The 21504-nt window shown below is 45.6% G+C and carries 14 protein-coding genes; all 14 read right to left on the minus strand.

The window, feature by feature from the left end:
• Nucleotides 1–12 precede the first annotated feature (12 nt).
• Nucleotides 13–861 (minus strand): sugar phosphate isomerase/epimerase, encoded by an 849-nt coding sequence (locus MKY23_RS23970; RefSeq protein WP_339832713.1) that lies wholly within the window; start codon nucleotides 859–861, stop codon nucleotides 13–15.
• 40 nt (nucleotides 862–901) lie between these two features.
• The gene (gene kduD / locus MKY23_RS23975) at nucleotides 902–1654 is read right to left on the minus strand and encodes a 2-dehydro-3-deoxy-D-gluconate 5-dehydrogenase KduD (protein WP_339832716.1); all 753 of its coding nucleotides are present in this window, start codon (nucleotides 1652–1654) and stop codon (nucleotides 902–904) included.
• An 80-nt stretch (nucleotides 1655–1734) separates the two neighbouring features.
• Nucleotides 1735–2493: a DeoR/GlpR family DNA-binding transcription regulator gene (locus tag MKY23_RS23980; protein WP_145334811.1), complete on the minus strand. Its 759-nt coding sequence runs from the start codon at nucleotides 2491–2493 to the stop codon at nucleotides 1735–1737.
• A gap of 23 nt (nucleotides 2494–2516) precedes the next feature.
• The gene (gene kduI / locus MKY23_RS23985; protein ID WP_090924443.1) at nucleotides 2517–3356 is read right to left on the minus strand and encodes a 5-dehydro-4-deoxy-D-glucuronate isomerase; all 840 of its coding nucleotides are present in this window, start codon (nucleotides 3354–3356) and stop codon (nucleotides 2517–2519) included.
• A gap of 319 nt (nucleotides 3357–3675) precedes the next feature.
• A complete protein-coding gene (locus MKY23_RS23990; protein WP_339832720.1) occupies nucleotides 3676–8703 on the minus strand; it encodes a fibronectin type III domain-containing protein in 5028 nt (1675 codons plus the stop codon).
• A gap of 238 nt (nucleotides 8704–8941) precedes the next feature.
• On the minus strand, nucleotides 8942–9271 hold the full coding sequence (cyoD, locus tag MKY23_RS23995) for a cytochrome o ubiquinol oxidase subunit IV (protein WP_090924960.1): 330 nt from the start codon (nucleotides 9269–9271) through the stop codon (nucleotides 8942–8944).
• Nucleotides 9272–9892, minus strand: coding sequence for a cytochrome o ubiquinol oxidase subunit III (cyoC, locus tag MKY23_RS24000; RefSeq protein WP_090924959.1), 621 nt, complete (start codon nucleotides 9890–9892; stop codon nucleotides 9272–9274). It abuts the gene before it with no gap.
• On the minus strand, nucleotides 9893–11863 hold the full coding sequence (locus MKY23_RS24005; RefSeq protein ID WP_090924958.1) for a cbb3-type cytochrome c oxidase subunit I: 1971 nt from the start codon (nucleotides 11861–11863) through the stop codon (nucleotides 9893–9895).
• 21 nt (nucleotides 11864–11884) lie between these two features.
• Nucleotides 11885–12856: a ubiquinol oxidase subunit II gene (gene cyoA / locus MKY23_RS24010; protein WP_154891743.1), complete on the minus strand. Its 972-nt coding sequence runs from the start codon at nucleotides 12854–12856 to the stop codon at nucleotides 11885–11887.
• Nucleotides 12857–13178: 322 nt separating this feature from the next.
• Nucleotides 13179–13499, minus strand: a complete 321-nt coding sequence (locus MKY23_RS24015) for a hypothetical protein (protein ID WP_339832722.1) — start codon at nucleotides 13497–13499, stop codon at nucleotides 13179–13181.
• Nucleotides 13500–14072: 573 nt separating this feature from the next.
• Nucleotides 14073–15419 carry a GH1 family beta-glucosidase gene (locus MKY23_RS24020; protein ID WP_336121859.1) on the minus strand — a complete coding sequence of 449 codons (1347 nt, stop codon included), beginning with the start codon at nucleotides 15417–15419 and terminating at the stop codon, nucleotides 14073–14075.
• Nucleotides 15420–15821: 402 nt separating this feature from the next.
• Nucleotides 15822–17507: an ABC transporter substrate-binding protein gene (locus tag MKY23_RS24025; RefSeq protein ID WP_339839657.1), complete on the minus strand. Its 1686-nt coding sequence runs from the start codon at nucleotides 17505–17507 to the stop codon at nucleotides 15822–15824.
• Between the two features lie 163 nt (nucleotides 17508–17670).
• Nucleotides 17671–19371, minus strand: coding sequence for an ABC transporter substrate-binding protein (locus tag MKY23_RS24030; protein WP_090924954.1), 1701 nt, complete (start codon nucleotides 19369–19371; stop codon nucleotides 17671–17673).
• 396 nt (nucleotides 19372–19767) lie between these two features.
• Entirely contained in the window at nucleotides 19768–21447 is a 1680-nt protein-coding gene (locus MKY23_RS24035; RefSeq protein WP_336121858.1) for an ABC transporter substrate-binding protein, read from the minus strand.
• Nucleotides 21448–21504 lie beyond the last annotated feature (57 nt).

The following is a 21504-nucleotide window of genomic DNA, read 5'->3' on the forward strand; positions in this document are numbered from 1 at the left end:
ACTTCTTCTACCTCATCTTACCTTCACAGCGTCCCATACCGCTCTCAGGTGCTTGGCAGCAGGCACAGCTTCTTCTGCATTCACACCTTCCAGCGAGATATCAATGTGTGGTTTATACGTCTTGAGCAATTCGAAGAACAAAGGATAATCCAGAATGCCCGCACCAGGAACGGGATTATACTTCTCACCCTGTGCATTGAAAGCTACATCTTTCGCATGAATAACGATCATCTTCTCATACAGCTTCTCCATTACTTCACGCAGAAAAGCTCCTTGATCTGCTGTATGATGGTGTTTAATCAGATTACACGGATCAAACAACATGCCCAGATTGGATGACGGAATCTCTTCAAACAACCGGGTCATATGTTCATGCGTATGAAGTGTATGGGTCGCCACGGGTTCAATGGCAGCATGTACGCCCCATTTTTCAGCTTCCTCCGTGATCTCCTCCAGCGTATCTTTCAGAATACTCCATGACTTTTCATCATATGTGTCTGGATGAGAATCCTTATAAGTCGTTCGTTCTCCTGTTTCTGTTGCCACCATACTGCACCCAAAATCCCGGGCATAACGCAGATGTTCCTTGAACCGGTTAATATCTGCGCGACGGCTTACAGGATCAGGATCAATCGGGTTGATGTAACAGCCTAGAACGGCAATTTTCACCCCGCGGCTGGCAAATTGTTCTCCTACCTCATTAGCGAATCCAGGACTCAATTTGCCATTCGCTGAATCCATGTCCGACAACGCTTTGGCAAGAGCCAGTTGCACGGAGTTGAATCCGGTTTCCGCAATGATTTGCGCCAGCTCAGCTGTAGGCCGTTTACCAAACGTATGGGCCAGAACACCAAGTTTCATCTCATTGCCTCCTTCTGCAAAACGGATCTTGGATGACGGATTAACGCGCCATCCATCCGCCATCCACATTAAGTACGTGACCATTCAAATAATCCGATGCAGCAGAAGCCAGGAACACCACTGGACCTTTCAAGTCCTCAGGTGTTCCCCAACGACCTGCTGGAATACGTGCTGTGATATCGCGGTAACGGTTCTCGTCCGCACGAATTTGAGTTGTATTATCCGTTTCCATATAACCTGGAGCGATACCATTAATCTGAATACCCTTGCCAGCCCATTCATTAGCCAGGGCTTTCGTCAACCCGGCAACGCCGTGTTTACTAGCCGTGTATCCTGGAACATTAATGCCACCTTGGTAGGAAAGCATCGATGCAATGTTAATGATTTTGCCGCTTCCACGTTCAATCATATGTCTCCCCGCCAGCTGGCTCAGGAAAAATACACTGTTCAGGTTCAACGCGATGACATCATGCCAATCCTGATGTGCGTGATCCGCTGCCGGAGTACGACGAATAATGCCAGCATTGTTGACGAGAATATCAATTCTGCCTTGGAAAGAAAGTGCTTTTTTAAACACAGCTGACAGTTCCTCTTCCTTGCTCAGATCAGCTTCGATGATATACGCTTTACGTCCCAGTGCTTCAATTGCACTTGCCGTCTCTGCCGGTTTGGAGTAAGACACCAGCACCACATCTGCCCCCGCTTCAGCGAGGCCAACTGCCATTCCTTGCCCGAGTCCTCCTGAAGTACCTGTCACCATTGCAACTTGTCCGCTTAAATCAAATGGGTTCATGAACATTTCCTCCACATGTCTTTGATATGCAAATTACAACTGTATCGTTCGTTATTTCATCCCGTTAAAAATACATGAAGTTAACTTGTGTAATCCACGTTGACACCACTCTGCCTGTATAAAGCCGCTGTCTCTTCGTCCAGATTTCGGTCGCTGATAATATAATCCAGTTCAGAGCACTGTGCGAAGGTACGGAGTGCAAATTGCCCGAATTTGTAATGATCCACTACGCCAAATACCTGCTGTGCAGCAGCAATCATTGCTTTCTTCAGAGGAACCAGATCGCCTGTATAGATGGACAAGCCAAATTCAGGATGAAGCGCCGTTGTTGAAATGAAGGCTTTGTGAATGTTCAGACCGGAAATAAATGCCGCCGTATCTTCACCCACCAGCATATTACGCACACGCGCTCCACCAGGAACGACCAGTCGCACCTGTTCCTTTTTCGTCAGCTCTGCAATGATGTATAAATCACTTGTGATCACCGTCAGCGGCTGGTTATCGAGCCGCTTGGCCATCTCTAGCGTGGTGCTGCCACCATCCAGTGCTACAATATCCCCAGGCTTAATATAAGCAAGTGCTCGTTCGGCAATCTCGGTTTTCTCGGACTGGTGTTTCTCCAGTGCCCCGCGGCTGTTCAGAATCCCATATTGGTCATTCTGAGCCAGCATAGCTCCGCCGTGTACACGCACGAGCAATCCCATACTCTCCAGCTTATCGAGATCCTCTCGCACCGTTTTGCCAGTCACCTGCAACAGTTCGCTCAGGTCACTAACCGTGACCTCCTGGCGTTCCAGCAGAGCCTCCATGATCTTTTCATGTCGTTTCAATGGATTCATCTAATCAACTTCCTATTTCTTTCTTATTTCAGATCCTTCATCGCTACGCCGTCCATGTCTTCGAACGTTTGGTTTTCTCCAGCCATTGCCCAGCAGAAAGTGTAGTTGCTTGTGCCCACACCGCTGTGAATAGACCAGCTTGGAGAGATGATCGCCTGACGATCACGTACAACGAGATGACGCGTTTCCGTTGGCTCGCCCATCATATGGAATACAACGCCATCTTCAGGCAGGTTCCAGTACAGGTACACTTCGGAACGGCGGTTATGCGTATGTGCCGGCATCGTGTTCCACATGTTACCTTTGTTCAACTCTGTGATACCCATAACGAGCTGACAGCTCTTGATCCCGCCTTCACCTTGGTGAATGTAACGGTAGATGGTACGTTCGTTGGAGGTTTCGATGCTGCCGAGGTGGTTCGGCTGTGCTTGCTCTTGAGTTGCTTTTACCGTTGGATAGGTATGGTGAGCTGGTGTAGAAACAAAGTAGAACTGAGCCGCCTGCTCTGTGCCATTGCTCTTGAATACCACTTCCTTAACCCCTTTACCGATGTAGAGGCATTCTTTGGCTCCAATCTCATACACTTCTCCGTCCGCTGTTACTGTGCCTTGTCCACCCACGTTAATGATACCGATTTCACGACGCTCCAGGAAAAAGTCCGTTCCGATATCTTTCAAGTTAACTTCAAGAGTGATGTCCTTGCTCTGTGTAACTGCAGTTCCGACAATGTAACGATCCACATGGGAGTACACAGTCACCAGTTCGTCTTTGGCAAACAATTGCTCCATAAGGAATTCCTCACGCAAACGAGCTGTATCATACGTTTTTACTTCATTCGGGTGTGCTGCATAACGGTTTTCCATTAGTAATCCATTCCTTTCGTCTTGTGAATTAAGTTTAGAGTTGAGCTCATTGATGCCTTGTGGCTTTCAATGAAGTTCACTATGTTTATTAAAGTTCATATGAGTTCATTTTAGTTCATTTCCTATCATTTGTGTACCCTTATTTTTATGATTCAACCAAATCACTGAATTGTGTTGGCTATTTCTAGTAAAACTTGTGACTCCAGTAACAATAAAACTCACTACGAAAAAAAGATGATTTCTGCAAGATAGCAGAGATCACCCTTTTTTAGTCAACTCTCTTTTTTTAGATCACTTGATGAATAGAACTGTATTTACATTAGATCAATTCGGACTTTTGAAGAAGCTTCCGGATAATCGTGGCTACCTCAGCTCTTGTAATATAAGCCTTAGGTACAAGTGCTGTGGCACTTCTGCCAGATATGATGCCTGCTTGTACACTTTCCATAACGCTACTTTGTGCCCACTGAGAGACACTAGCCGCATCTTGGAATGAATGAAGTATTCCATTTGTCGATTGTACAGGCTGCTTTTCCTTCAATCTGGTCAGAGTCATTGCCTTGGAAAGGATCACCATTGCCTGTTCACGTGTAATCTTATCCATCGGACGGAAGGTACCATCTGGATAGCCATCAAGCAATTCGTATGCATAAGCCGTACTAATTACACTGCTGTACCAATCGGAAGACTTAACGTCCGAGAAAAGCGTAGTCTCGTTCTCAAGTTTAAGTCCCAGTCCTCGAACAATGCTGGCTGCGAATTCGGCACGTGTAATATCTTGGTCGGGATTGAACTGTTCATTGCCGGTACCGTTGACAATCATTCGGGAACCCATATCGTTCACAGCTTCTTTAGCCCAGTGCTTTGCAACATCACTGAATTCTAGTGGGTGCCAGACAACGCTATAAGTGCTGTTTGTTAAACTGTTGATCTGAGCGTAATACATTCCCTCCTTGAAAATCACTTTGGTTGGTACATGCCTTACCGATCCATCCGGCTCTACCACCAAGCCTGTTGTGATCTTATTCGGATCAATACCGTTCGGAAGAGCAACGCTTCTTTCAACATATGCGTTAAATTTTGATACGTCAATGGTCGTACTTCCATATGTTGCGCTAATCTTGAAATCCGTCGGTGGAGCAACGAGCGTGAGCCCAATCTTCCCTGCCGCTTGGTCTACCACTTGCATCATATCCGTTATTGGAGCGGCAATTTCAATGCGAACTTTGATGTCTTGCAGGTTCAACTCTTTACCCAATTGGGCGGATAGGGCATTAATATTTATTTGTTGAGCTGGCAAGGTATATGTTGCTCGGGCTGTTCTAATCTCCAATGTTGCACTATAGTTTTCCAGATTTTTAATCATCTGACCGTTCAATTCACCAATCACAATATCCGATTTCGTATTAACCGGTAAAGTCACTACGGCTCCTGAACCTTCCGATGCAAGCTTGTTGTCCAGCTTGTTCTGGTCGACGGATATCGTGGTCACGCTTTGATTGTTGCGTTGCGATGTCGTGGCTGTACCCGCACTCTCCACTTTCCCGTTAACAAGAATGTCTACTCCAGTAGTGCCGCTTGAAGGAGCGATGCTACCAGAACCGCTATTTATCGAACTAGTCGGCGAACTTGGTACGTTAGGGTTGTTAGGTACGTTAGGGTTGTTAGGCACGTTCGGTGCATTATCCGTCGTGATGTTCGAGACAACGTTCGATGTACCGGCATTCGCGCCGCCAGCGACTACGAGGCGGAAATTATATGACGTTGCCGGGTTCAATCCTGTTACGGTTGCACTTGTGGCATTGGACGCAAGGGCTCCGCTTGTAGAGGCCGTAGTCCACGTATTCGTGCCTGCTGGCGATTGTTCAATCACAATCCCTATTGCTCCGCTGGCTGCTGTCCAGCTAAAGCTTGCACTTGTACTCGTCTTCGCCGTATTCGCAAAGTCGGTGATTGGCACGCTCGGTGCATTATCTGTCGTGATGTTCGAGACCACATTCGATGTGCCTGCATTCATACCGCCAGTGACCACAAGTCGGAAATCATACGATTTGGCTGGGTTCAACCCTGTTACCGTGGCACTTGTGGCGTTTGCTAAAATCGCTCCACTCGTTTGTGCCGTTGTCCACGTGTTCGTGCCCGCTGGCGATTGTTCGATCACCAGCCCTGTTGCTCCGCTCGCTGCTGTCCAGCTAAAGCTTGCACTTGTACTCGTCTTCGCCGTATTTGCAAAGTCGGTGAGTGGCACGCTCGGTGCATTGTCTGTCGTGATGTTCGAAACAACGTTCGATGTACCGGCATTCCCACCACCAGTAACCACAAGTCGGAAGTCATACGACGTGGTTGGGTTCAACCCTGTTACCGTGGCACTTGTGGCGTTGGTCGCAAGGGCCCCGCTTGTAAACGCTGTAGTCCATGTGTTCGCACCTGCTGGGGATTGTTCGATCACGATCCCGGTTGCTCCGCTGGCTGCTGTCCAGCTAAAGCTTGCGCTTGTACTCGTTTTCGCCGTATTGGCGAAGTCCGTAAGAGGCACGCTCGGTGCATTATCCGTCGTGATGTTCCAGACCACATTCGATGTGCCAGCGTTCGTACCGCCAGTAACCACGAGTCGGAAGTCATACGACGTGGCTGGGTTCAATCCTGTTACCGTGGCACTTGTGGCATTGGATGCAAGGGCTCCGCTTGTAGACGCTGTAGTCCACGTATTCGTGCCCGCAGGAGATTGTTCGATCACAATGCCAGTTGCTCCACTGGCTGCTGTCCAGCTAAAGCTTGCGGTTGTGCTCGTCTTCGCCGTACTCGCAAAGTCGGTGAGCGGCACGCTTGGTGCATTGTCTGTCGTGATGTTCCAGACCACATTCGATGTGCTAGCGTTCGTACCGCCAGTAACCACGAGTCGGAAGTCATACGACGTGGCTGGGTTCAATCCTGTTACCGTGGCACTTGTGGCATTGGATGCAAGGGCTCCGCTTGTAGATGCCGTAGTCCATGTATTCGAGCCCGCTGGCGATTGTTCAATCACAATCCCTATTGCTCCGCTCGCTGCTGTCCAGCTAAAGCTTGCACTTGTACTCGTTTTCGCCGTACTCGCAAAGTCGGTGAGCGGCACGCTTGGTGCATTGTCTGTCGTGATGTTCCAGACCACATTCGATGTGCCAGCGTTCGTACCGCCAGTAACCACGAGTCGGAAGTCATACGACGTGGCTGGGTTCAATCCTGTTACCGTGGCACTTGTGGCATTGGATGCAAGGGCTCCGCTTGTAGATGCCGTAGTCCATGTATTCGAGCCCGCTGGCGATTGTTCAATCACAATCCCTATTGCTCCGCTCGCTGCTGTCCAGCTAAAGCTTGCACTTGTACTCGTTTTCGCTGTACTCGCAAAATCGGTGAGCGGTACGCTCGGTGCATTGTCCGTCGTGATGTTCGAAACCACGTTCGATGTGCCAGCGTTCGTACCACCAGTGACCACAAGACGGAAGTCATACGATGTAGCCGGGTTCAATCCTGTTACCGTGCCACTTGTGTCGTTGGTCGCAAGGGCTCCGCTTGTAGACGCTGTAGTCCACGTGTTCGCGCCCGCAGGGGATTGTTCAATCACAATTCCAGTTGCCCCGCTGGTTGCTGTCCAGCTAAAGCTTGCAGTTGTACTCGTCTTCGCCGTACTCACAAAGTTAGAGATTGGTGCCATCCTGTTGATACTGATCTTGTAGTACAAGGTTGTATTGTCTTCTGCAACGACTTTGATGTATACATCTGTTCCTGAACCCGATGTAAGGTTTACTGTCCCGACCTCAGGCGTCACGAATGTACTGTCTGTTCCGTAGAAAGTCACCATTGCACCTGCGTCGTGCTTGACGATATCCCCGGCCAATGCAGATGATACTCCATTGCTTACCTCGATGGTTGCAGTCTTCGGAGCTGACGTTGTACCCGCTTCCGCTCCTGTTGTAATGTTTTGCCCCAATACACTGCTCAAACTTGCATCGTTGCTTGCGCTGGAAGAAGCAAAAAAGTCGGTTTGTTTTCCATAAACATAACTTGCTTTAGTTGTGTCCTTTTCAAAGTACTGCAACATCAGATTCCCGGTTGACGGAACAAAAGGATGCAACCAGTCCAAATTCTTGCCTATCATATTGCTTAATTCGGGAATATCATTCTTCCCTTTCATCCAAGTATTACTTCCAGCGAATTTTCCATAATAATAATAAGAGGTAGCCACATAATTTGATGGATCAATGGAAGCTGCAAGGACAAACATATTATCATTAGCATCGATAACCAAGCGGCTCACCGCTTGAGGAGAATCGTTTGAAGTTGCGACGTAGTCGACATTATCAATTACTGTTGTTTCCCATGAACCCCCGTTTCCGGTATTAGATACAACTTTAAAACCTGCATCCCCATAGAGAACATGAATGTGATCCGATGAATCTATTGCGGATCCATAATAAGAATAATAGTTATTGTCTCCAGTTAGTACTTTAGTGGAAGTGGCAAAGGGGGCGCTGGATACATAAATATCTGGACCAATCCCCGTCTCAACTGAATAAACAACACTTAAATTTCCGTTATGATCGCTCAAAAGGCTATTAATGCTTACGGAAACTCCTGTATTCAATATGGTCTCGGACCAAGTGGTATTTGAATTCGAACCGACTTTAATTTTAATATGGTAATTCTGATTTGGATTTGTATTTTTCACATAGGCAATAGCAGCCTCACCCAATGAATTCACTTGAAGTTGTAGCGATGTATAAAAGTAACGGGTTGCACTTAATTGTGTAGGAAGACCCTGTGTCTCCATTTCCGAAAATTCATTTGACCAAGAATTGCTGTTTGTATTGTATGTGCCGTAATATACTCCTTTGGTATAGGCGTACCAATTCGAATCATAGAAAGAACCTGTTTTTATAAAAGCAATGTATAATGTGCCGTTGGTGTCAACTGCCATCTTTAATTCCCCATAATAGACATCAAATTGGTTCAGTCCAACCGCTGCGTTGACACTTGTTTCTAGTGAAAAAGAATTGCTCGCTGAAGTCCATTTATAAATTTTAAAATCCTTAATACCCTGGCTTCCACCTTGAATAGTTCCCATTTGAGGATATGCGAGATACATATCCCCATTCGAGGCTTTGGCCACTGCCGATGGTATGCCATTAAATTCAGGATATGAATTGCTTGTAATTCCTGAAGCAGCCGATACAGGAAAAGAATGCAAACTAACGAAAAGTACAATTACCATGAAAGAAGAGAACACCTTATTAAGGTAGCTCTTCGCATTTTTTGTTGGATGGGATAAATGTCTTTGCAGCCCGGTTTCCTCAGCTATGGCCTTTTTCATCGCTATTCTCCTTTTTATTGAACCGTAGATTATGCAAGAGTTATTACAAATCTTATTTTGACCGAGATTACATCACTAATTTTAGAATCCTAAATTTAAAGTTTCACCCCAGCCCCTCCCACAAATCATCCCTATAAAGTCTATATCGGTTTGTAACCATACCGCCATCAGACCTAATTGAAAAAAAAAGAACCTTCCTGTCTGAAAATTCAGACAAGAAGGTTCTCGTTAAAGACTATTAATGTGCAACTGCGTTGTTCAGCATGATCCAGATCGAACCAATAACGATAGTCAACATCATCAGCAATCCGAAAATAAGAGCCATCACGTTCCAGCGAGGTTTCTCTGTTTCACGGATATGCATGAAGAAGAAGAGTTGAACGACAAACTGCAGTGCCGCAGTTCCCAGAATAACAATCATCGTTCCTGTTTTGCCCATCATGTCGTTCAGCACCACTACCAGAGGAATGATGGTCAGAACGATGGACAGTATGAAGCCGATGACATAAGACTTCAGGGAACCATGTTGTTCATGGCCATGAGAATCATGTGCGTTGTGCTGTGCCATCTACATCACCCCCATCAGATAGACGATGGTCAGGAGGAAGATCCATACAACGTCCAAGAAGTGCCAGTACAAGCTGATTACGTTGATTTTACCGCGAGTGACATCGGTAATACCCCGTTTTTTCAGTTGGAACATCAGGCCGATCATCCAGATCAGACCGAGCGATACGTGAAGTCCGTGAGTACCCACGAGGGTAAAGAACGCGCCGGATGCTGCACTTGTTGTGTAGCTGAATCCTTCGTGAACCATCTCAACAAACTCATAAATCTCCAGGGCAAGGAAGCCTGCACCCAGAACGGCTGTAACAATCAGCCAGTTAATCAATTGTTTTACTTTGCCTTGGTTCATTGCCAGAACCGCAAGTCCGCTCGTAAATGAACTTGTGAGCAACAAGAAGGTTTCAGCAATAACACCAGGCATTTTGATCAGTTCAGACAAAATCGGTCCGCCCGCCGTATTGTCACGCAACACAATGAAGGTTGCGAACAATACGGAGAACAGGATAACGTCGGAAATCAGGAAGAACCAGAATCCGAGAATTTTCATTTCCTGTGGATCATGGTGGCCATGGTCATGACCGTGTGCATGATTCTCACCGTGTTTAGCGGCTGCTTGAGCCATCTATACCGACCCCCTTAACGACGCTTCGGTACGCTTGATTTCATCGACCGGAATGTAATAATCCGTATCGTAAGAGAAGGAACGAGCAATCATGCAGATACCCACGCCAGCGAGTCCGAGGATTGCCATCCACAGCCATCCAAAGACGAAGCCGAAACCAGCAACGAACCAGAAGACAGACATAATGAACGGAATCGAGGAATTTTTCGGCATATGAATTGGCTCATATACAGGCTCAGGCGGATGAATGCCTTTCGCACGACGTTCTTTCTCTTCCCACCACTCATCCACATCGTCTCCGCGCGGTGTAACAGCGAAGTTGTATTCTGGTGCTGGTGAAGGAATCGACCACTCGAGCGTACGACCATCCCATGGATCGCCAGAAGCTTTGAGTGTTTTGTATTTGCGAATACCGTCTGCAATTTGTGCAACTTGGAACAAGAATCCAACACCCATCAGGAATGCCCCGATTGTGGATACGAAGTTCAGTTCCCACCAGCCGGTATCCCAGCCGTAAGTGCTCAGACGACGAGTCATACCCATCAGACCGACAGCATACTGCGGCATGAAGCACACGTAGAAACCAATATTCCAAGTCCAGAATGCCCATTTGCCCAGTTTCTCTTCCAATTGGAAACCGAACATTTTTGGCCACCAGTAGTACAGACCTGCGAAGTATCCGAAGACAACGCCACCGATCAATACTTGGTGGAAGTGGGCAATCAGGAAGTAACTGTTGTGGAACTGGAAGTCAGCAGGAGCAACGGATAACAGAACCCCTGTCATACCCCCGACGATAAAGCACGGGATAAAGGCAAGTGTCCACATCATCGGAGTGGCCATGCGTATCCTTCCTTTATACATCGTAAACAGCCAGTTAAATATCTTAACCCCTGTTGGAATGGCAATCAACATCGTCGTAACCGCGAAGAATGCATTAACGTCCGCTCCGGAACCCATCGTGAAGAAGTGATGCGCCCAAGTGAAGAAGGACAGGAAGCTGATGATCAGCATCGCGAATACCATCGATTTGTAACCAAACAGTTTTTTCTTCGAGAATGTACTTACAATCTCGGAGAACACACCAAATGCCGGCAAGACGACAATGTATACCTCAGGGTGACCCCACATCCAGATCAAGTTGATATACATCATTGGGTTGCCGCCCAGATCAAGTGTGAAGAAATGCGCCCCGGCAAACCTGTCGAGGAAGAGCAATGCAAGCGTCACAGTCAAGATCGGGAATGCAAACAAGATAATGATACAAGTGGAGAATACTGACCATGTGAACATCGGCAGTTTCATCCATTTCATGCCTGGCGCACGCATTTTAATGATGGTAACCATAAAGTTGATACCGGTTGCCAGGGAACCGATACCCGATATCTGGATACCCCATATATAGAAGTTCTGTCCTACCCCTGGACTGTGTGACAGCTCCGATAGAGGCGGGTAACTCAGCCATCCTGCATCCGGTGAACCACCGATGACGAAGGACAGGTTGAACAGCATTGCGCCTAGGAAGAATAACCAGAAGCTCAGTGCGTTCAGGAACGGGAATGCAACGTCCCTCGCTCCGATCTGTAACGGCACAATAACGTTAAACAAACCGAACATAAATGGCATCGCCATGAACAGGATCATGATCGTACCATGTGTTGTGAAGACCTGATTATAGTGTTCTGGATGTAAGAAATCCATATTAGGCATAGCCAGCTGCAGACGCATCATCAATGCATCCACACCACCACGGAACAACATGATAATGGAAGCAATGATATACATAATACCGATCTTTTTGTGATCGACAGTAGTTAACCAGTTACGCCAGAGCCAGCCCCATTTTTTGAAATAAGTCAGCACCGTTACGATGGTAATCATCGTAATCCCGATCGCCACGTCTGCTCCATAGATCAGCGGGTCACCGGTAACGAAAAACTCCGATGCAAACTCCTTTAATCTCTCTAACATTGGGGGCCTCCTTTCGAATCTTTAGTTCGTACTTGTATTTAATTTCGGTACAGACAAGGATTTATCTCCAGCAGCAGACTCGTTCGAGCTTGAACCTTCATGCTTGCTGTGAGCACTTTTACCGTCAACAACATATTTAGTTACGATTTTCTGGAACAGTCCTTCAGGGAATGCAGAATAATACGCAACATTGCTTGTTCCTGGCTTAGCCAGTGTGTCATACGTTTCTTGAGTCATTGGCTGGGATTGTTGCTTCACTTCAGCTACCCATTTATCGAATTCTTCATCCGACGTTGCATTAACATCAAAACGCATCTCTCCGAAGTGTTCACCAGTGAAGTTGGCTCCTGAACCCCAATATTGACCTTCATGGTCAGCTTGCAGGTACAAGGTCATTGCCATTCCTGACATCGTGTAAATCTGTCCACCCAGTTGCGGAATCCAGAACGAGTTCATCGGTGAATCCGCAGTGAGCTCAAATTTCACAGGCCGGTCTGCAGGAATATTCAGTGTGTTAACTGTTGCAATGCCCTGCTCAGGATAGAGGAACAACCATTTCCAATCCAGTGAAGATACCTGAATCGTAATGGGCTCTTTCTCATGTGCCAGTGGTTTGGAAGGCTCCAAATCATAGGTGTAGCGCACAGTAACGATGGCCAAAAGTCCGATGATAACAATCGGAATTGTCCACCAGATGACTTCCGCCTTTGTACTATGAGCCCAATTTGGCTTGTACTCATTTTTGTTTTCTGGTTTGTCGCGGTAACGCCAAACGATTACAGCGGACATAATCAACACAGGGACGATGACAACAGCACACAGAAGAGTTGAAATAATAATCAAATCTTTCTGTGCGGCGCCAATAGGCCCCTTCGGATCCAGAACAACATACTGCCCGCCTGCCAGCATTGGCCAGACAATCAACGCAATTGTAACCAACGTCAGGACAACCGGAATAATAATCCGGATAAGCGACCTAGGTTTCTTGTTCATTTTGATCCCCTCTCCTTAAATATTCGCTAATACTAAAAAATCAGTATACTACTCTCTTCCTACTAAAGATATCAGAAACGAACGACTTTTTTGTTCATGTTAACAAATTTGTCGATTTTACACCCCAAATGTGTGAATTTTTTCTCACAAATCGCTTGATCGGTTGATATTTGTACATTGTAATCTTTACACTCCAGGTCACAAAATAAAACCCTTTGCAGTCCCGTTGAACGATTGTCAACGTATCCGCAAAGGGCTTTATTGACTGGATTTCCGAGGAATACTCCAGTCTTATTATGGACGATATTACGCAAGATTATAATTAATCTGCACCTTCATCTTCATGCCGTGTATGAACCAGACCAATCGATTTAGCAATGACGTAGATAAATACGCTACCTACAAGAAAGCCAATGCCGACCATTAATCCTAAATTGCGATCATTAAAATCATTCAAGTTGATGAGGCACAGTACCACTCCAGTGATGAGCGCAACCCATGCCAGAACTGTCATCGTTAAAACTGCGCGACGCATATTTTTATCTTTACGCTCTAATTGGCTGACCATTGCTGTTTTAGATGCCATAGTAAACACTTCCTTTTCCCTTTTTGTAAGTGCTTTCCTAATACCAATATACCACATCAGTATGAATTTTAGTCAAGAAATGTTCAAATTTATTTCTCATTTTGGACACTTTATTTCTTTTAATTGTATTGACAAAGTTATTATCACCATCTCTATACTTCTTATAACCCAAAAACAATCCATTTATAACAGAAACTTAGTTAACCTTATGAACAGTTTAGTAAATTCCGATTTCACTTGTGACAACAGAGATGCTTAACGATTATCTGGCTCTGTTCTTTTAGTTAAACGAAGAGGAAGTTAGATTGGGAATGCTAAGATGCTGAGACGGCTCGATTTTCTAACGATCACCAGAGACGCTATTTAGGGTATATCACACCTTTTTATTTTCTAACGATCACAGGAGAGCTTATTTGAGTTGTTTGGCGCTAAAATGGGCTTGTTTCTTCTGTTTTTGTTGAAATAAGCTTTGTGGAGATCGTTACAATTTCAGAAGGCTCTATTTCGCTCAAATAAGCTCATCTGAGATCGTTAGAATAAGAAAAAGACGGTCTGCCTTAGAAGTCCGACAGAACCGCCTATATAATAGTAGAAAAAATAATTTTTGTTAAAGAGTTATTCGTTCAAAGTTTAATTCCGGATCTCAAGCCAATTATTTTTGATCACGTTCTGATACCAGTAAAAGCTCTCCTTAGGCGTTCTCACAAGTGAACGAAAATCAACATGCACCAAACCAAAGCGCATCCGGTAACCTTCAGCCCATTCATAATTATCCATCAGCGACCAGGCCATATACCCTTTCAGGTTGATGCCGTCATTGATGATGCGATGGATCTGGGCCAAGTGTTGCTCATAATACGAAATGCGGCGATCGTCGTTAATTTTACCATTTTCCAGATCATCGTTAATACATGCACCATTCTCTGTAATATATACATCCACGTTACCGTACTTTTGCAGGTAATGCATGAATTCATACAAACCGCGTGATTCCACAGGCCAGCCGATGTCTGTTTTAATTAATCCCATGTTCATTTCTTCCGACTGAAGCACACCGGCTTCGGGATTATGACGGTTAATGCCCATCGTATAGTAGTTAATGCCAAGCAAGTCAATCGGCTCTGAGATAATTTCCATATCTCCATCTTGAATCGGTACAGTTGCTCCTGCTTCTGCAAACCAGTCCACCAGAAACTGAGGATAGGAGCCTTTATAGATTGGATCAAGGAACCAGTCTGTATTCAGTGCGATAGAGCGGTCACACGCTGCCTGATCCTCAGCAGATTTACTATATGGCTCAGCCCAGCATACATTCGGAGCGATACCGATCTGACCCGTAATGCCCATACGGCGGAAAGACTGTACAGCTTTGCCGTGTGCCACGAGCAGACCATGAGCCACATTAATAGCCGTTTGCACATCTTTATTACCCGGCGCATGAATGCCAAGCATGTTGGACAGGAAGGCAATACACCATGGTTCATTGAAGGTTAACCAGAAGTTGATCTTGCCTGAAAATTCTTTGAAGATCACTTCAGCATATTTTACAAATGCATTCACCGTTCTACGGTTTCCCCAGCCTCCGTCATCCTCCAGCGTCTGTGGTAAATCCCAGTGGTACAGTGTAAGGAACGGTTCAATACCAGCATCTAACAGAGCATCTACAAAACGATGATAGAAATCCAGACCTTCACGGTTGATCTCTCCATCCCCATCTGGAATAATGCGTGGCCACGCAATAGAGAAACGATACGTGTTAATGCCAAGCTTTTTCATCAGTGCAATATCTTCTTCATAACGGTGGTAACTGTCACACGCAACATCACCATTATCACCGTTAAACACTTTACCAGGAGTACGTGCGAATGTATCCCAGATGGATACTCCACGCCCTCCCTCTTGTGCAGCCCCCTCAATCTGATAGGATGCGGTTGCGGTTCCCCAGCGGAAATCTTGCGGAAATTGAAAAATAGTCATAATTAAATCCTCCAGTTCAGATGACGTACGGATCGTGCTTCCCACGTCATTCATTAGTAATAGGTCGTGCATGTAAGGCATGATTCAATCTCGCTTAACACCTATTTTTTTCTTTTTTTGAAATAAGGAGTTAGCGAAACTAGTTTCCTAAAACGTTTTCGAAAATGCGAAAATAAAAAAGTTTCAATGGTGTAAACATGCAAAACTTAGAATTCATCCATTATGTTGACTGGAAGTGCTTACAATAAGAGGATTATATGCGATTTCAAAAATGTCGTCAATGATTCTCGTTACAGAATTCTCAAAAGATACTACTACAGAAAAAAGCCCTCACAATGAGGGCCTTTTCCTATTACTCCGATTCAAAACTGGAATAAAGATAAACTCTAAGATGAACTCTTATTATTTAACGTCTTTACCCGTCCACAGGGATACACGATCTTTAACCCATTCCGTGTATTGTTTCTCCATTTCTACTGCACCGGCTTTATCCAGTTCAGCCAGGAATGCATCATAGGTTGCATCGAAGTTCGCTGGTGAAGTCAGAACAGCTTCCGGAATACGTTTGCGCACGATATCCTGTGTTTTCTGGAATTTTACACTGTAATCTGTACCGGAAGGTACGGGCATATTGTACGCTGCCCCCCACTCTTTCAGCTTCAGATCGTCTTCAGCAGGATAGAAATCCTTCCACGTGTTAATACCATAAGCTTTCAACGTTTCCTTCTCAGCCGCTGTGTATCCAGCCTGAATCTGCTCAGGGAAGTTGGTCGTGTAATAATTGTCCGTTGCATCCTTCACACCATCACCGTATCGGGCACTGAAAATGTTGTACATGCCAATACCTGTTTCTTTGGTGAATGCGGAGTTATCGTTTACTTTGCGATCCTGAATATCTTGTGGAATGACACGTTTGCCATCCTCTACTTTGTAATGTTCATTTTCAATGCCCCAGTTTCTCAGGACTTGACCTTCATCTGATGCCAGCCAATCCATGAACTTGATGATGCGAACCGGATCTTTGGCAGACGTCGTGATCCCGATGCCATAACCATCAAAGCCGGTCGGCTGGAACGTGTGGTCTACGATGTCCTTGTTCAGAGACACAGAGAAGTGAGCATACGTGCTGTCATCTTTGCCTGCGGATTTGAGCGCATTCTCTGCTTCACCATAGTTCCACTCCTGATCAATCAGACCCAGAACACGGCCGCTGGCGATTTTGGACTTGTACTGGTCATCCTTTTGCACAAATGTATCTTTGTCCAAGAGACCTTCATTGTACATTTTGTTCAACCAACGGAAGTACTCTTTCTCCTCTGGACGTTTATAATGAAGCATCGCTTCATACGTCTCAGGATTAATGTAATACTCCCCATCATCCGGTGCACCCGTTGCCTGGAAGGCCGGATTCGTAACCGTGATCATGATTTTCCAGTCATCGGCATTCAGCGTCAGTGGAATCGTTGGCTGTCCGTCGATGGTAGGATGTTTTTCATAATAGGCACGAAGTACATTTTCATAATCTTCAAGTGTTTTTACTTCAGGGTAACCCAGTTCTTTCAATACCTTTTGCTGGATTTCGAATCCGCCTGTAGCGTCAAAAACAACGTTGTCTACCCCCATATTGGTCGGGATGGTATAGATCGCCTGATCTTCGGTGCTGTATTTCAGACGATTCATCTGGTCACCATAGATTTTTTTCAGGTTAGGAGCATGCTCCTCGATCAGATCGGTAAGGTCAATCATTGCACCTGCATCCACCAATTTTGACAAGTTTCCTTTTGGGAAAATCATGTCTGGATAGTCACCGCTGGCCGCCATCAGTGCAACCTTCTGGTCACCGCCATTGTTCACATCATACTCAGCCTCAATCGTAACGCCGGTTTGCTTCGTGATCTCTTTACCAACGGCATCCTGCATGTTGTTCCAGGTTGGACTTGGATCTGCGCCAAAGAATGAGATCGTAATCGGGTCGGTACCACTGGATTCAGTAGTCTCTTTGCTACCGGAGTTACCGCATCCAGCTGTAACCAACATTGCACTAGCCAACATTAACATCGCAAACGTCTTGGGTGTCTTACCTGTCATTCTGCCTTTCATTTTGCCTCTCATTTGTCTATCTCCCCTATTTATGAAGGTTTTATCTGTATAACAGGCTTGGTGCCTGTGAATACCACGTCTTATTTGAGCCAAGCTTAATCCTGAAAAATATAATTACATTTTTCCTTCAATGCATTTGTCATGCTAAAACTTATTTCACATCTTTACCTGTCCAGAGGGATACACGATCTTTGATCCAGACGGTATATTGTTTTTCCATCTCCACTGCGCCTGCTTTATCCAATTCAGCCAGCAGCCCGTCATACACACTGTCAAATTGATCCGGTTTGGCCAAGATCGCTTCTGGAATACGTTTGCGGATGATATCCTGTGTTTTCTGGAAAGTCACGTTGTATTCTGTATCGGAAGGCACCGGCATGTTATATGCTGCACCCCAATCCTTTAGTTTCAACTTATCCTCAGATGGGAAGAAATCTTTCCATGTTGTGATGCCATACGCTTTCAACGTTTCTTTCTCAGCTGCTGTATATCCAGCCTGAATCTGTTCAGGGAAGTTCGTTGTGTAGTAGTTATCTGTGGAATCTTTCATACCGTCACCATATCTGGCACTAAAGATGTTATACATTCCGACTCCAGACTCTTTTGTGAACGCGGAGTTATCGTTAGTTTTACGATCCTGCACATCATCTGGTACGATGCGTTTTCCATTCTCTACTTTGTAGTGCTGGTTCTCAACACCCCAGTACCGGAGCACCTGGCCTTCGTCAGAAGCAAGCCAATCCATAAACTTGATGATACGAACCGGATCTTTCGCAGACGTTGTAATACCAATGCCGTAACCGTCAAAACCGGTTGGCTGGAACGTATGATCTACGATGTCTTTGTTCAGGGACACGGAGAAGTGAGCATATGTGCTCTCGCCGTTGTTTTTGGATTTGAGCGCATTCTCAGCTTCGCCATAGTTCCACTCCTGGTCGATCAGACCCAGTACGCGGCCACTGGCGATTTTGGACTTATACTGGTCATCCTTCTGAACAAACGTATCTTTATCCAAGAGACCTTCGTTGTACATTTTGTTCAGCCAGCGGAAGTATTCTTTTTCCTCTGGACGTTTGTAGTGCAGCTTTGCTTCATACGTCTCTGGATCAATATAATATTCACCATCGTCTGGTCCGCCCGTTGCTTGAAAGGCCGGGTTTGTAACCGTAATCATAATCTTCCAGTCATCCGCATTCAGCGTGAGCGGAATCGTAGGCTGACCATCAATGGTTGGATGTTTCTCATAATAAGTGCGTAGCACGTTTTCATAATCTTCAAGGGTTTTCACTTCGGGATAACCCAGCTCTTTCAACACTTTCTGCTGAATCTCGAATCCGCCGGTAGCATCGAATGCGACGTTACCTACACCCATATTCGTTGGAATCGTATAAATTTTCTGATCTTCATTGCTATATTTCAGACGGTTCATCTGGTCACCATAGATTTTTTTCAGGTTAGGTGCATGTTCCTCAATCAGGTCGGTTAGATCAAGCATGGCACCTGCATCCACCAGCTTCGACAGGTTTCCTTTAGGATAGATAATATCAGGGTAATCACCACTAGCAGCCATCAGCGGAATTTTCTGGTCTCCACCGTTATTCACGTCAAACTCAGCTTCAAGCGTAACACCGGTTGCCTTCGTAATCTCTTGCCCAACAGCATCCTTCATGTTATTCCAGTTCGGACTTGCATCGGCTCCGAAGAATGTAAAGGTGATTGGCGTTGTTGTATCCCCCGTATCCACCGGTTTTTCTTCAGCTGATTTCCCTCCGGTAGTTCCGCATCCTGCTGTGATCGCAAGAGCGCTCGCTAACAAAAGCATTGCAAATGTTTTTGGTGTTCTGCCCTTCATGTATAATCCCCCTTTGGATAAAATGAAGCTGTGTATTTGTACAACAGGACACGCCTGCTCATACCATATCCGGGTGAATCAAATTGCATTTCTCAGATTCGGGTAACATTAAAAGCGCTTACTTTTCCCCCGTCTGTGGGGATGAGAATCTGACCTAGCTGAGCTTTGATGAATCACACACTTACTCAATTTAGTATTAACGTGTAAGTCTATTCAACATCGTACAAGTTTTGTAAGTGCTTTCACAGTTGAATCATAATATCTAAAAATACCCTTGTCAATAGCTAATTATAAAAATCTAAAACGGTTTCACTAAAACGTTTTCTGTATAAAACAAACCCGATATTCCGGGTTTGTTTCCATTTTTGAAACAGACAAGTCTGTACTACTCCAACACTAATCAGCGTTCCACAAACGAACGCGATTTTGAATTAAAATGGTATATTGTTTTTCCATTTTTTCTGCTCCTGCCTGGTTTAGTTCAACGATCAAGCCATCATAAATGGCATCAAATTGATCCGGCGAACTTAAAACAGCTTCGGGAATCCGTTTGCGAATGATATCCTGTGTTTTCTGGAAAATGACATTATAATCCGAGTCTCCGGGTGTAGGCATGTTATAAGCTGCTCCCCAAGGTTTAACCGGGAATTCCTCTTCCTTTGGAAACAGGTCCTTCCAAGTGGATGCACCATATGCCCGTAGGGTCTCTTTCTCCGCCTGGGTATACGAAGCCTGAATTTGCTCAGGAAAATTCGTCGTATAATAATTATCAGTCGAGTCTTTTACACCATCCCCGTAACGTCCAGACATATTTTTATATAGTCCAATGCCAGACTCTCTCTGGAAAGCAGAAGCATGGTTTGTTTTTTGATCCTGGACTTCTGCGGGAATTACACGTTTGCCATCCTTGATTTCGTAGTGCTTGCCTTGAATGCCCCAGTTCATCAAGATCTGACCCTCTTCGGAAGCCAAATAATCAAAGAACTGGATGGTCCGCACCGGATCAGGGTTAGAAGTCGTTATACCAATTCCCCAGCCTGATACAAATCCCGTGTCTTGAAAAGAATGATCCTTCATGTCTTCGGACAACGTCACCGGAAAATGTGAATAGGTTGCCTCCGCTCTGCCCGCCGATTTCAATGCGTCCTCAGCGTCGGCATATCCCCAATCCTGATCGATCAGGCCCAGTACGCGTCCACTCGCAATCTTGGATTTATACTGATCTGACTTTTGTACAAAGCTTTCCTGATCCAGCAAACCTTCGTTATACATATGGTTCAACCATCGGAAGTACTCCTTTTCCTCTGGGCGCTTATAATGTAGCTTCGCTTCATAGGTAACCGGATCAATGTAGTATTCGCCGTCATCCGGCGCGCCTGTCGCCAGAAACGCAGGATTCGTAACGGTGATCATGATTCTCCAGTTGTCAGCATCCAGCGTTAACGGAATGGTCGGCTGACCATCCGTCATGGGGTGTTCTTCGCTGTAAGCTCGCAATATATTTTCATAATCCTGGAGTGTACGAACCTTGGGGTATCCCATCTCTTTGAGCACACGATGCTGAATACCGAATCCACCGCCGGCGTCAAAATACTTCTGATCCACCGCATAATACGTCGGCAATACATAAATAGACTGATCCTCGTTGCTATATTTCAACCGATTCATGGAATTACCATATAGCTTCTTCAGGTTGGGAGCGTGTTGTTCAATCAGGTCTGTCAGGTCGAGCATCGCTCCAGCATCAACCAGCTTGCTAAGTTCCCCCTTGGGAGAAACGATATCTGGATAGTCTCGGCTTGCTGCCATTAATGAAATCCTATCCTGTCCCCCGCTAACGGCAAATTCACCGTTCAGGGTGATGCCTGTTTTAGCTGTAATGACCTTGCCCACTTCATCCTTCATGCCATTCCAGTTCGGACTCGGATCAACACTGAAAAAATCGAACGTAAGTGGAGATGGCGCTCCACTCGTATTCGTAAGTGACGTTTTACCGCCAACGCCTCCATCACAGGCTGTAAGCACAAGTAAAGCCAGAACAGGCGCCAGTGCGACCTTCATTTTGAAACTGGACATAATGGTAATCCTCCCTATTCATACGTCTGTCTTATACGGAACTGTTCTGTTCCTCTC

The sequence above is a fragment of the Paenibacillus sp. FSL R7-0272 genome (assembly GCF_037969905.1).
Classification (GTDB): Bacteria; Bacillota; Bacilli; order Paenibacillales; family Paenibacillaceae; genus Paenibacillus; species Paenibacillus polysaccharolyticus.

Excerpts from the sequence above, each read along its gene's own strand:
- MKY23_RS23970 (WP_339832713.1), bottom strand. The coding sequence starts at position 861 with ATGAAACTTGGTGTTCTGGCCCATACGTTTGGTAAACGGCCTACAGCT.
- kduD (WP_339832716.1), bottom strand. The coding sequence starts at position 1,654 with ATGAACCCATTTGATTTAAGCGGACAAGTTGCAATGGTGACAGGTACT.
- MKY23_RS23980 (WP_145334811.1), bottom strand. The coding sequence starts at position 2,493 with ATGAATCCATTGAAACGACATGAAAAGATCATGGAGGCTCTGCTGGAA.
- kduI (WP_090924443.1), bottom strand. The coding sequence starts at position 3,356 with ATGGAAAACCGTTATGCAGCACACCCGAATGAAGTAAAAACGTATGAT.
- MKY23_RS23990 (WP_339832720.1), bottom strand. The coding sequence starts at position 8,703 with ATGAAAAAGGCCATAGCTGAGGAAACCGGGCTGCAAAGACATTTATCC.
- cyoD (WP_090924960.1), bottom strand. The coding sequence starts at position 9,271 with ATGGCACAGCACAACGCACATGATTCTCATGGCCATGAACAACATGGT.
- cyoC (WP_090924959.1), bottom strand. The coding sequence starts at position 9,892 with ATGGCTCAAGCAGCCGCTAAACACGGTGAGAATCATGCACACGGTCAT.
- MKY23_RS24005 (WP_090924958.1), bottom strand. The coding sequence starts at position 11,863 with ATGTTAGAGAGATTAAAGGAGTTTGCATCGGAGTTTTTCGTTACCGGT.
- cyoA (WP_154891743.1), bottom strand. The coding sequence starts at position 12,856 with ATGAACAAGAAACCTAGGTCGCTTATCCGGATTATTATTCCGGTTGTC.
- MKY23_RS24015 (WP_339832722.1), bottom strand. The coding sequence starts at position 13,499 with ATGTGGTATATTGGTATTAGGAAAGCACTTACAAAAAGGGAAAAGGAA.
- MKY23_RS24020 (WP_336121859.1), bottom strand. The coding sequence starts at position 15,419 with ATGACTATTTTTCAATTTCCGCAAGATTTCCGCTGGGGAACCGCAACC.
- MKY23_RS24025 (WP_339839657.1), bottom strand. The coding sequence starts at position 17,507 with ATGACAGGTAAGACACCCAAGACGTTTGCGATGTTAATGTTGGCTAGT.
- MKY23_RS24030 (WP_090924954.1), bottom strand. The coding sequence starts at position 19,371 with ATGAAGGGCAGAACACCAAAAACATTTGCAATGCTTTTGTTAGCGAGC.
- MKY23_RS24035 (WP_336121858.1), bottom strand. The coding sequence starts at position 21,447 with ATGTCCAGTTTCAAAATGAAGGTCGCACTGGCGCCTGTTCTGGCTTTA.